We start from the raw sequence: 11,917 nt of genomic DNA, 5'->3' as shown, positions 1-11,917 counted from the left end.
ATTAAATATGGATATCACTCTGCGCGGCCGTGAGCCGCACGATGCGGCGGCTTATCAACGTCTTTACGGTCATCCGGACGTTTATCCCTGGACGCTACAGTTGCCTTTTCCCAGCGTAGCCACCTGGGAGAAGAAGTTTGCAAAGATGGATGCGGAAGGCTTTATCAATTTTATCGCCGAAGTTGACGGTGAAATGGTGGGCGAACTCACGCTGTTCACTCATCATAATCCGCGTACCCGGCACTGCATCAGTTTCGGTATTGGCGTCAATCCTGCCTTTTCCGGTCGCGGCATCGGCGCGCATTTAATTCGTAACGCCATGGATTATGCCCGTAACTGGCTGGGCATCACCCGCATGGAGCTGGAAGTGTTCCACGATAATCATCGGGCGTTAGCGCTCTATGAACGACTGGGCTTTGAGCGTGAGGGCGTCCGTCGTCAGGCATCGCTGCGTGAAGGTAAACTTCACGATGTGGTGATGATGGCAATATTGCTCACTGAGAAAGCGTAACCACGCCCGTTTTCTTTTACCGGTGAACGGGAAAACTCTCCCTCTGGCGTCTAAAATTTGTGCTGCACCACCGTTCGCACAAAATGACCTGCATAAAACCGAGTGCCTGCCGATATCACGATATCACCCGCTGATACTCTGGAGGGAGATTGTGATTAAACTCATAACAATCGACGAACTGAAACCGGGTATGTTCGTCCACAAACTCGAAGTCTGGTGGTTTAAAGACAAACGCATTCGCAACCAGATGTTGATCACCGATCAACGTCAGGTTTTGATGTTTCGTCATGAAGGCATAACGCGTTTATGGATCGATATGGAGAAATCGATTTCATTGACGCCATCTGCGCCGAAAAAAGTCGATTCAGGCATCCGCGCGCCGTTCTCTCAGGAAATGGAGCAGGCTCAGCATATTTTTGAACAGGGCAAGCCAAAGGTGCTGGCCATGTTCAACGAGGCACGCCTGGGCTATGGCCTGAATCTCAGCGATATGATTGCGATTGTCGATCAGATTGCCGGTTCCATCGAACGTGAGCCTTCGGCGCTGTTACGTGTGGCGCAGCTTAAAGATCATGACAATTACACCTATCTGCACTCTATGGCGGTATGTGGGCTCATGATCGCCTTGGGTAAAAAGCTGGGGCTGGATGCTCAGCAACTGCAACGGGTCGGCATGGGCGGATTACTGCATGATTTGGGTAAGGCGGCGGTGCCGCTCTCTATTCTCAATAAACCCGATAAGCTCAGCGACGATGAGTTTCAGGTGATGTGTGAACATCCGATTGCCGGTGCGCAGATGCTGATGGATGCCCATGCGGGCGACGATCTGGTCGATATAGCGCTGCATCATCATGAAAAATATGACGGCACTGGCTATCCCTATGGCCTGAAGGGCCATGAGATTAGCGTGTATTCCCGCATGACGACCATCTGCGACGTTTACGATGCGCTGACCTCAACGCGGCCCTACCGTAAAGGCTGGACGCCCGCCAAAACGCTGCAGATGATGTTGAGCTGGCAGGGGCATTTTGACACCACCTTACTGCACGCTTTTGTCAGTACCATCGGTCTGTATCCTGTCGGTTCGCTGGTCCGCCTGGCATCAGGCCGCATCGCGTTGGTGGTGAAGGGCGGCGATAAGTCATTACAGCGACCCAAGGTGCATGTTTTCTGGTCACTGCATGCGCAGCGGGAAATTAAACCTGAGGTACTGGATCTGGGCGACAGTTTCTGTACTGACAGTATTGTCTGTGCCGAAGATAACGGTGGCTGGGACGGCGTGGATCTGAGCCGCATCTGGCAGTTGGAAGTCGCCTGATAGTACGGCTATTTTTATACATTTTTTATATCCCCGACCCGCTTTTTAACCCTTTCTTTATGTGCCCAGGCGCAAGCTACTCAGCAAATCCAATCCTCTGGAGGTTGCTGTGAGTGCAGGCGTAATAACCGGCATTGTGCTGGTGGTGTTGTTACTGGGCTATCTGATTTATGCCCTGTTAAATGCGGAGGCCTTCTGATGGCGGCCAATGCGTTTTTACTGATAGCGGTTTATCTGCTGTTACTGATGGTGATGGCGCAGCCGCTGGGGCGCGGGCTGGCCGCGTTAGTCGCGGACAAGCCCCTGTTTACGCGTGCAGAAGCCTTTCTGTGGCGCATCTCAGGAACCCAACAAGGCGATATGCGCTGGCAGCAATACTTGCTGGCGATCCTGGTGTTCAATCTGCTGGGTATGGCTGTGCTGTTGGCCATGCTGATGTTTCAGGGACAGTTGCCCCTTAATCCGCAGCATCTGCCCGGACTGAGCTGGGATCTGGCGCTGAACACGTCCATCAGTTTTGTCACCAACACCAACTGGCAGTCGTATGCGGGCGAAAGCACCTTAAGCTATTTCAGTCAGATGGTCGGACTGACGGTGCAGAACTTCGTGTCCGCTGCCACCGGTATTGCCATCGCGTTTGCATTGATTCGCGGTTTTGCGAATCGATCTATCGCCACGCTGGGCAACGCCTGGCGTGATTTGACGCGCGTGACGCTCTACGTTCTGCTGCCGATTAGCCTGCTGATGGCGCTGTTTTTTGTCAGCCAGGGCAGCATCCAGAACTTCCTGCCTTATCACAACCTCACCAGTCTGGAAGGGGCGCAGCAAACGCTGGCAATGGGGCCGGTTGCCTCTCAGGAAGCAATCAAAATGCTGGGGACCAACGGCGGCGGTTTCTTCAACGTCAACTCCGCCCATCCGTTTGAGAATCCCACCGCACTCACCAATTTTGTCCAGATGCTAAGTATCTTCCTGATTCCGGCGGCGCTCTGCTTTGCCTTTGGCGAAAGCGTCAAAGATCGTCGTCAGGGAAATATGTTGCTGTGGTCAATGACGCTGATGTTCGTGGTGGCCGCGGCGCTGGTGATGTGGGCCGAACTGCATGGTAATCCGCACTTCCTGACGCTCGGCGCTGACAGCGCTATCAATATGGAAGGCAAAGAGACGCGCTTCGGCATCCTTAACTCCAGCCTGTATGCGGTGATTACGACGGCGGCCTCCTGTGGCGCAGTGAACGCCATGCACGACTCGTTTACCGCACTGGGCGGCATGGTGCCCATGTTGCTGATGCAACTGGGCGAAGTGGTGTTTGGCGGAGTCGGTGCCGGTCTGTACGGCATGCTGCTGTTTGTCTTGCTGGCGGTGTTTATTGCCGGGTTGATGATTGGCCGCACGCCAGAGTTTCTCGGCAAGAAAATCGACGTGTGGGAAATGAAAATGACCGCCCTGGCGATTCTGGTCACCCCCGCGCTGGTGCTGATTGGCACGGCGATCGCGATGATGACCGATGCCGGACGCGCCGGCATGGCAAACCCGGGAACGCATGGCTTTAGTGAAGTGCTGTACGCCGTCTCGTCGGCTGCCAATAACAACGGTAGCGCCTTTGCGGGCCTGAGCGCCAATACGCCGTTCTGGAACCTGCTGCTGGCGGTGTGCATGCTGCTGGGACGCTTCGGCATCATCATTCCGGTCATGGCGATTGCCGGTGCCATGGCGGTGAAAAAAGTGCAACCGGTCGGTAACGGTACGCTGCCTACGCACGGGCCTCTGTTTATCGCCCTGTTAATCGGTACCGTCTTGCTGGTCGGCGCGCTGACCTTTATTCCTGCTCTGGCGCTGGGTCCGGTGGCCGAGCATCTGCAACTTATTCAGGGACAATCATCATGAGTCGTCAACAACAGGTGTTTGACGCAGCGCTGTTACGTGCCTCAGCGATCGATGCTGTAAAAAAACTCGATCCCCGCGTGCAGTTTCGCAATCCGGTCATGTTTGTGGTTTACCTGGGCAGCATCCTGACTACGATTCTGGCCTTACTGATGTTTACCGGACACCAGAGCGGCAGCGCCAGCTTTACCGGTGCCATTGCCCTGTGGTTATGGTTCACCGTGCTGTTTGCCAACATGGCAGAAGCGCTGGCGGAAGGGCGCAGTAAAGCCCAGGCAAACAGCCTGAAAGGGGTTAAAAAGACCAGCTTCGCCAAAAAACTGTCGGCTGCGCACTACGGCGCAAAATGGCAGCAGGTTGCGGCTGACCAACTGCGCAAAGGTGACGCGGTGCTGGTGGAAGCCGGTGATGTCATCCCCTGTGATGGCGAGGTCGTTGAAGGGGGCGCATCGGTGGACGAAAGCGCGATCACCGGCGAATCGGCACCGGTGATCCGTGAGTCGGGGGGGGATTTTGCCTCGGTGACTGGCGGGACACGCATTCTGTCCGACTGGCTGGTCATCACCTGTAGCGCCAACCCAGGGGAAACCTTCCTGGACCGGATGATCGCCATGGTCGAAGGCGCGCAGCGCCGTAAAACCCCGAACGAGATTGCCCTGACTATTCTGCTGGTGTCGCTCACCATCGTGTTTCTGTTAGCCACTGTCACGCTGTGGCCTTTTTCAGCCTGGGGCGGCACGCCGGTTACCATCACGGTGCTGGTGGCGTTGCTGGTGTGCCTGATCCCAACTACCATTGGCGGCCTGCTGTCCGCCATCGGTGTGGCCGGGATGAGCCGTATGCTGGGCGCTAACGTGATTGCCACCAGTGGCCGGGCAGTCGAAGCCGCAGGGGACGTAGATGTGCTGATGCTGGATAAAACCGGCACCATCACCCTGGGTAACCGTCAGGCAACGCAGTTTTTACCGGCACCCGGCGTAACGGAAGAGCAACTGGCAGATGCTGCGCAACTGGCGTCACTGGCGGATGAAACCCCGGAAGGGCGCAGTATTGTGGTACTGGCAAAGCAAAAGTTTAACCTGCGTGAACGCGATCTGAGCAGCATGGGCGCCAGCTTTATTCCCTTCTCTGCCCAAACCCGCATGAGCGGCGTCAACGTACAGGACCGTCTGATCCGTAAAGGTGCGGTCGATGCGGTGCGTCGTCATATTGAAGCCAGCCACGGTGCCTTTCCGGCAGAAGTAAACGCCCGGGTTGAAGAGGTGGCGCGGGCCGGTGGCACACCGCTGGTGGTGGCCGAGGGCGCAAAAGTGCTGGGCGTGGTTGCGCTGAAAGACATTGTGAAAGGCGGTATCAAAGAGCGTTTCGCAGAACTGCGCAAGATGGGCATTAAAACCGTGATGATCACCGGTGATAACCCACTAACGGCGGCCGCCATTGCGGCAGAGGCGGGCGTGGATGACTTTTTGTCAGAAGCGACGCCGGAAGCCAAGCTGGCGCTGATTCGTCAGTATCAGGCGGAAGGGCGCCTGGTCGCGATGACCGGCGACGGCACCAATGATGCGCCGGCACTGGCACAGGCGGATGTGGCGGTTGCCATGAACTCCGGTACTCAGGCGGCTAAAGAAGCGGGGAACATGGTCGATCTGGACTCGAACCCCACCAAACTGCTGGAAGTGGTACACATTGGTAAACAGATGCTGATGACGCGCGGTTCTCTGACCACCTTCAGTATCGCTAATGACGTCGCCAAATATTTCGCCATCATCCCGGCGGCGTTTGCGGCGACCTATCCACAGTTAAATATGCTCAATGTGATGCATCTGCACTCACCCGCATCAGCCATCCTGTCGGCCGTTATCTTTAACGCCCTGGTGATTGTGTTCCTGATCCCTTTAGCGCTTAAAGGTGTCAGCTATCGCCCCTTGAGTGCCGCGTCGCTGTTGCGCCGTAATTTACTGATTTATGGATTAGGTGGGCTGCTGGTGCCGTTTGTGGGCATCAAGGCGATTGATATGTTGCTCGTGCTGTCTGGTATGGCCTGAGGAGAATAAAATGAGTCAGTTACGTCCGGCGGTTTTCCTGCTTTTGTTGCTAACGATTGTGTGCGGCGTGGTTTATCCTTTGCTCACCACTGGCCTGTCGCAGTGGCTGTTTCCCTGGCAGGCTAACGGGTCGTTGTTGAAAGTGGATGGCGAAGAACGGGGTTCTGCGCTGATTGGTCAGAATTTTAGCCAACCCGGTAATTTCTGGGGGCGGCCTTCTGCAACCGGTGATAAACCTTACAATCCGCTGGCATCCAGCGGCAGTAATCTGGCCGCCAGCAATCCGGCGCTGGATAAAGCGGTGGCAGAACGCGTAGCGGCGTTACGGGCGGCGAATCCGCAGGCCAACGGCGCGGTACCCGTGGAACTGGTTACCACATCCGCCAGTGGGCTGGACCCGGAGATTTCGCCTGAAGCCGCGCTGTGGCAGGCCCCGCGCATTGCGGCAGCACGTCAGTTACCGCTGGCGAAAGTTGACGCACTGGTAGACAGCATGACGCAGCGTCCGCTGTTGCCCTTCATCGGTGAACCTACTGTGAACGTGCTGCAGCTTAACCTGGCGCTGAATGACCTCAAATAAGTCTAAGGAAGCTATGAACCACGAACCGCTGCGCCCCGATCCGGATGCCCTGCTGCAGGCCAGCAGTGACAGCCATCGCGGCAAACTGAAAATCTATTTTGGTGCCTGCGCGGGCGTAGGGAAAACCTATGCCATGTTGCAGGAAGCGCAGCGGCTGCGTGCCCAGGGACTGGATGTGCTGGTGGGCGTGGTGGAAACGCACGATCGCCCGGAAACGGCCCAGCTTCTTAATGGACTGGTGCTGTTGCCGCGCCGCGCCACTGGCCGTTCGCGGCACGCAGAGTTCGACCTTGATGCCGCGCTGGCACGCCATCCGGCGGTCATTCTGATGGATGAGCTGGCGCACACCAACGTGAAAGGATCACGTCATCCCAAACGCTGGCAGGATATTGAAGAACTGCTGGAGGCCGGCATTGATGTCCTGACTACAGTGAACGTTCAGCATCTGGAAAGCCTGAATGATGTTGTCGGTGGCGTCACCGGCATTCAGGTACGCGAAACCGTACCCGATCCCTTTTTCGACGGTGCCGACGAAGTGGTGCTGGTCGACCTTCCCCCCGACGACCTCCGCCAACGCCTGAAAGAGGGCAAGGTGTACATTGGCGATCGTGCCGAACGGGCCATCGAAAATTTCTTTCGTAAAGGCAATCTGTTTGCCCTGCGTGAACTGGCGCTGCGCCGCACGGCCGATCGGGTGGATGACCAGATGCGCGCCTGGCGCGACAGCCAGGGACGGGATCGTGTCTGGCATACGCGTGATGCCATTCTGCTGTGTATTGGTGATGACACCGGCAGTGAAAAGCTGGTGCGGACGGCGGCACGGCTGGCCGCCAGACTGGGCAGTGAATGGCATGCGGTTTACGTGGAAACGCCTCGCCTCAACCGGCTGCCGGAAGCGCGGCGTCGGGCTATTTTACGCACGCTGAAGCTGGCGCAGGATATGGGAGCGGAAACGGCGACGCTCTCCGACCCGGATGAGGCGCAGGCGGTCCTGCGTTACGCACGTGAACACAACCTCGGTAAGATCGTGACGGGGCGACGCCCGGTGCGGCGCTGGCGGCGTGACAGCTTTGCTGAACGTCTGGGGCAACTGGGGCCCGATCTGGATCTGCTGGTGGTGGCGCTGAATGAGCCGATTCAGGATGCGCCCCATCCGTTAGCCGAGGATCGGGTTAACAGCGATAAATGGCGGCTGCAGCTGCGCGGCGTCCTGATGGCGCTGGTGCTGTGTATTCTGGTCACCGCCGCAGGGCAGTCGGTGCTGATCAGCTTCGATCCGGCCAACTGCGTGATGATCTACCTGCTGGCGGTGGTGATCGTCGCGTTGCGCTATGGGCGCTGGCCGTCGGTCATTGCCACGGTGATGAACATCATTGCCTTTGACCTGTTTTTCGTCGCGCCAACCGGCACGGTCGCGGTGTCGGATCTGCAATATTTAGTGACCTTTGGCGTCATGCTGGCGGTGGGGGTGATTGTGGGTAATCTGACGGCCGGTGTCCGCTATCAGGCGCGGGTTGCCCGTTACCGTGAGCAGCGCACGCGGCATCTGTACGAAATGGCTAAGTCACTGGGAAGCGGCCTGACGCCCGAAGATATCGCCGCAACCAGCCAGCGGGTGCTGGAGGCGACGTTACAGGCGCGCTGCCTGCTGCTGTTGCCCGATGAACAGGGTGAACTGCAAACCCTGGGCAATGCGCTGCCGGGCAATGAACCGGATCGGGCAATTGCGAAATGGAGCTTCAGTAAGGGCCAGCCTGCTGGTGCAGGCACGGATACCTTACCGGCGGTGCCTTACCAAATTCTTCCGTTAAAAGTGGGCGATCTGTGTCGCGGATTGCTGGTCGTTGAACCGCAAAATGTGCGTCAGCTGATGGTGCCGGAACAGCAGCGGCTGCTGGAAACCTTCACCGTGCTGATTGCCAACGCCCTGGAGCGGATGGCGCTGTCGCAAAGTGAGGCGGCTTCGCGACTGTCTGCGGAACGGGAACAGCTGCGCAATGCCTTGTTGTCAGCCCTGTCCCATGATTTACGCACGCCGCTGACGGTGCTGTTTGGTCAGGCCGAAATGCTGATGCTGGACCTGGCCAGTGATGACTCAAAGTATGTACCGCAGGCCAGCCAGATTCGTGAACAAACCCTGAGTACCATTCGGCTGGTCAGTAACATGCTGGATATGGCGCGTATCCAGTCGGGTGGTCTGAATTTACGCGAAGAGTGGCTGGCGCTGGAAGAGGTGATTGGCGGCGCGCTCAGCAGCATGGCTCCGTCGCTCAAGGGACGGGAGGTTGAGCTCGATCTGCCTACGGATATCGTTCTGATTAAAGGCGACAGCACGCTCCTGGAGCGGGTATTTACCAACCTGATTGAAAACAGCCTGAAGTACGCAGGCAACTGCGCGCCTCGTGGCATTCGGGCCTGGTGTGAAAATACGCGGCTGGAAATCGCCATCTGGGATGGTGGCCCAGGCATAGCCGACAATGACCTGACGCGAATTTTCGACAAATTTTCGCGCGGGGATAAAGAATCGGCGGTGCCGGGCGTCGGCCTGGGGCTGGCGATCTGTAAAACGATTATCGAGAGCCATGGCGGCCAGATCTGGGCGGAAAATCGCCCGGAAGGCGGTGCCTGCTTCCGTCTCTCTTTACCGCTGCCACCGGTTCCTGAAATTTCTCCTGAAGGCTTGAAATAACTTCACAGATGATCGGTTATAATGCGCGACCTTACTGATTATGATTGGGAAATTATGGAACGTTTTACCGAAAACCTGATGTATGCATCGCGCTGGTTGTTGGCTCCGGTTTACATTGGACTTTCGCTGGGATTGCTGGCGCTCACCGTCAAATTTTTCCAGGAAATTTTTCACCTGTTGCCCAACATTTTTAGCATCGCAGAAAACGATCTGATTTTGCTGCTGCTGTCGCTGGTGGATATGACGCTGGTGGGCGGGCTGCTGGTGATGGTCATGCTATCAGGCTATGAAAACTTTGTGTCCAAACTCGACATTGACGAGGGCAAAGAGAAGCTGAGCTGGCTGGGTAAAATGGATTCCGGCTCGCTGAAAAATAAAGTCGCGGCCTCGATTGTGGCGATTTCCTCCATCCACCTGCTGCGGGTATTTATGGATGCGCGCAATGTCGAAAACGACAAGCTGATGTGGTACGTCATCATCCATCTGACCTTTGTCCTGTCGGCCTTCGTGATGGGCTGGCTGGACAACATGTCGCGAGCGGAAAAGAAAAACGTCTGACCAACCGCAACATCGCCGAACGCCGTCCGGTTATACGGCTTCCCTTGTGGGGGAAGCCCGGTTCAGCCTGACGCGGGGCGCGCGCCCGTCAGGTGCGGAAATACCGCTTTGATCATGGCAAAAAACGCGGTCAGCCTGGCAGGATAGTAGCTTGCCCAGGGATAGGTCAGCCACACCGGCAACGGGGGAGCCTGCCATTCCGGCATCAACTGAACCAGATTGCCCTGCGCCAAATCCTCCTGTATGACCCATGTCGACATAATAGCCGCACCCAGGCCCGCCAGGGCGGCCTTGCGCACGGCATACAGGCTGTCGCTACTGAGCACGGGAACGATGGGCAGATTCACCGGCTCATCCCTGTCCTGATTCTGTAACGCTATCTCGTTACGGTAGAAGCTGGTCAACGCCAGCCAGGGCAAATCCCCCAGCTGTTCCACCTGCCTGACCGGCGGATGCTGCAAGAGTAGCGCGGGCGCGGCAACGACAATGCGTGGCACTTCAGCCAGCAGCACAGCCACCACAGAAGGATCGGTCGGTGCGCCAACCTGAATCGCACAGTCCACGTTCTCGGCGACGAAGTCCGGCGTCCTGTCGTTCAGCATCCATTCAATGCGTAAACGGGGATAGCGGCGCATAAAAGTCACCAGCGGTGCGACCAGTTGATCCTGACCGAATGCATGAGGCGCCCGCACTCGCAATATCCCGACCGGATCACTGCCTGCGCCGGTCAGTTCATCCTCCAGCGCGTGCCAGGTCGCCATGAGCTGCCGGGCCTGAGCATAGCAACGTTCCCCATCATCGGTGAGCTTCAGCGCATGCGTGGTGCGCAGTATCAGCTTCAGCCCAAGCCCCTGCTCAAGGGACTGCAAGCGGCGGCTGATTGTCGGTTGCGTAATGCCCAGTTGTAACGCGGCTGCGGTCAAACTGCCGCTCTCGACAATGCGAATAAAAGTGTGCATCAATTCGATACGATCGCTGTTGTTGAAATTTCTCATGCGTCCCACGTATAACCGTTTTGTCTTTTATGAGTCTACCGCGTATGTCAAAAACAGGCTTTACTTGTCACACTATTTTTTGAGGATGCCACCATGTCAGCGGTAAACAATATCACCCCACCTGCCACCGAACGTCTGCCCGCGCCCCTGGTCTTTACGCTGGCTGCCGGCGCGGGCCTGAGCGTCGCCTCGATTTACTACAGCCAGCCGATGCTGGATATCATCAGTAAGCAGTTCCAGATCAGCGTTGGTACTGTTGGCATGGTGCCGATGTTAACGCAGGCCGGTTATGCCTTAGGCATTCTGTTGCTGGCCCCGCTTGGCGATCGCCACGATCGGCGCACCATCATTTTGGTCAAGGGATTGCTGCTGGTGATGGCGCTGCTGTTGTGTGGGTTCTCCGGCGGCATCAGCGCGCTGCTTATCGCCAGCTTTGTGACCGGGCTGACGGCGACCGTGGCGCAGGACATTGTTCCGGCCTCGGCCGCGCTGGCTCCGGCACAACGTCGGGGTAAAATCGTTGGCACGGTAATGACGGGGTTACTGGTGGGGATTTTATTATCCCGGGTCGTGAGCGGCGTGGTGGCGGAGTATTTTGGCTGGCGCACGATGTACATGATAGCGGCTATTGCCGTATTGCTGATCAGCCTGACCTTGTGGCGCGTGTTACCACGCTTTACGCCCGGCACGTCAGTGAGCTATCCCCGTCTGCTTTTATCACTGGTGCAGCTGTGGCGTGAACATCAAACCCTGCGACGTGCCGCGCTGGCTCAGGGGCTGCTCTCTGTGAGCTTCAGCGCCTTCTGGTCCACACTGGCGATCATGCTCAGCGAACGTTTTCACTTTGACAGTGCTATCGCCGGTGCCTTTGGCCTGGCGGGGGCAGCAGGTGCACTGGCCGCGCCGCTGGCAGGTAACGTCGCCGATCGTATCGGCCCGGCGCGCGTCACCCAGTTTGGTGCCGCTCTGGTCACGTTCTCTTTCGCCCTGATGTTTTTGTTGCCGCTGCTGCCGCTCCCCGGTCAGCTGGTATTAATCATTATCTGCACCATTGGCTTCGATTTAGGCGTGCAAGCCACGCTGGTCGCGCATCAAACCCTGATTTATGGCCTGGTGCCCGACGCGCGCAGCCGACTGAATGCCCTGCTGTTTACCATCGTATTTATCGGCATGGCGAGCGGTGCGGCGCTGGGCAGTCTGGCGCTTGCTCACTGGGGCTGGAATGGCGTTGTGGTCTTGTCGACGCTGGCCGCGGCTGTCAGCCTGATCGTGCGTCTCGCCAGTCGCCACCTCAAGGACTGATCCTTCCGCCCGTCAGCAAATGTGCCAGGCTTAGT

General features: G+C 57.3%; 10 protein-coding genes. 9 read left to right on the top strand and 1 reads right to left on the bottom strand.

What is annotated here, in order from left to right; genetic code table 11:
• Positions 1–7 precede the first annotated feature (7 nt).
• The 8 genes from CMR03_RS22615 (at position 8) to CMR03_RS22580 (ending at position 9,585) form a co-directional block, all read left to right on the top strand.
• A complete protein-coding gene (locus CMR03_RS22615) occupies positions 8–511 on the top strand; it encodes a GNAT family N-acetyltransferase (RefSeq protein ID WP_096012712.1) in 504 nt (167 codons plus the stop codon).
• Between the two features lie 151 nt (positions 512–662).
• The gene (locus CMR03_RS22610; protein ID WP_096012711.1) at positions 663–1,829 is read left to right on the top strand and encodes an HD-GYP domain-containing protein; all 1,167 of its coding nucleotides are present in this window, start codon (positions 663–665) and stop codon (positions 1,827–1,829) included.
• Between the two features lie 109 nt (positions 1,830–1,938).
• A complete protein-coding gene (gene kdpF / locus CMR03_RS22605; RefSeq protein WP_015699348.1) occupies positions 1,939–2,028 on the top strand; it encodes a K(+)-transporting ATPase subunit F in 90 nt (29 codons plus the stop codon).
• Positions 2,028–3,716 (top strand): potassium-transporting ATPase subunit KdpA, encoded by a 1,689-nt coding sequence (gene kdpA, locus CMR03_RS22600; RefSeq protein WP_063877619.1) that lies wholly within the window; start codon positions 2,028–2,030, stop codon positions 3,714–3,716. Before kdpF ends, kdpA begins: the two co-directional genes overlap by 1 nt.
• Positions 3,713–5,758 carry a potassium-transporting ATPase subunit KdpB gene (gene kdpB / locus CMR03_RS22595; protein WP_096012710.1) on the top strand — a complete coding sequence of 682 codons (2,046 nt, stop codon included), beginning with the start codon at positions 3,713–3,715 and terminating at the stop codon, positions 5,756–5,758. Before kdpA ends, kdpB begins: the two co-directional genes overlap by 4 nt.
• A 10-nt stretch (positions 5,759–5,768) precedes the next feature.
• Positions 5,769–6,338 carry a potassium-transporting ATPase subunit KdpC gene (kdpC, locus tag CMR03_RS22590; RefSeq protein WP_063877617.1) on the top strand — a complete coding sequence of 190 codons (570 nt, stop codon included), beginning with the start codon at positions 5,769–5,771 and terminating at the stop codon, positions 6,336–6,338.
• Positions 6,339–6,351: 13 nt separating this feature from the next.
• Positions 6,352–9,027 (top strand): two-component system sensor histidine kinase KdpD, encoded by a 2,676-nt coding sequence (gene kdpD, locus CMR03_RS22585; RefSeq protein ID WP_063877616.1) that lies wholly within the window; start codon positions 6,352–6,354, stop codon positions 9,025–9,027.
• Positions 9,028–9,081: 54 nt separating this feature from the next.
• On the top strand, positions 9,082–9,585 hold the full coding sequence (locus CMR03_RS22580; protein WP_014604798.1) for a TIGR00645 family protein: 504 nt from the start codon (positions 9,082–9,084) through the stop codon (positions 9,583–9,585).
• A gap of 62 nt (positions 9,586–9,647) precedes the next feature.
• On the opposite strand, the gene CMR03_RS22575 is transcribed toward CMR03_RS22580, so the two are convergent.
• A complete protein-coding gene (locus CMR03_RS22575) occupies positions 9,648–10,580 on the bottom strand; it encodes a LysR family transcriptional regulator (RefSeq protein WP_096012709.1) in 933 nt (310 codons plus the stop codon).
• A gap of 93 nt (positions 10,581–10,673) precedes the next feature.
• Between CMR03_RS22575 and CMR03_RS22570 the strand changes: the two genes are divergently transcribed.
• Entirely contained in the window at positions 10,674–11,882 is a 1,209-nt protein-coding gene (locus tag CMR03_RS22570; protein ID WP_096012708.1) for an MFS transporter, read from the top strand.
• The last annotated feature ends 35 nt before the right edge of the window (positions 11,883–11,917 follow it).

The organism is Pantoea allii (assembly GCF_002307475.1).
In the GTDB taxonomy this organism is placed as follows: domain Bacteria; phylum Pseudomonadota; class Gammaproteobacteria; order Enterobacterales; family Enterobacteriaceae; genus Pantoea; species Pantoea allii.
This window is presented reverse-complemented; position numbering and strand designations above follow the sequence as displayed.

What these genes read in the sequence shown, in the direction of transcription:
- CMR03_RS22615 (WP_096012712.1), top strand. Translation starts at nt 8, where the DNA reads ATGGATATCACTCTGCGCGGCCGTGAGCCGCACGATGCGGCGGCTTAT.
- kdpA (WP_063877619.1), top strand. Translation starts at nt 2,028, where the DNA reads ATGGCGGCCAATGCGTTTTTACTGATAGCGGTTTATCTGCTGTTACTG.
- kdpB (WP_096012710.1), top strand. Translation starts at nt 3,713, where the DNA reads ATGAGTCGTCAACAACAGGTGTTTGACGCAGCGCTGTTACGTGCCTCA.
- kdpC (WP_063877617.1), top strand. Translation starts at nt 5,769, where the DNA reads ATGAGTCAGTTACGTCCGGCGGTTTTCCTGCTTTTGTTGCTAACGATT.
- kdpD (WP_063877616.1), top strand. Translation starts at nt 6,352, where the DNA reads ATGAACCACGAACCGCTGCGCCCCGATCCGGATGCCCTGCTGCAGGCC.
- CMR03_RS22580 (WP_014604798.1), top strand. Translation starts at nt 9,082, where the DNA reads ATGGAACGTTTTACCGAAAACCTGATGTATGCATCGCGCTGGTTGTTG.
- CMR03_RS22575 (WP_096012709.1), bottom strand. Translation starts at nt 10,580, where the DNA reads ATGAGAAATTTCAACAACAGCGATCGTATCGAATTGATGCACACTTTT.
- CMR03_RS22570 (WP_096012708.1), top strand. Translation starts at nt 10,674, where the DNA reads ATGTCAGCGGTAAACAATATCACCCCACCTGCCACCGAACGTCTGCCC.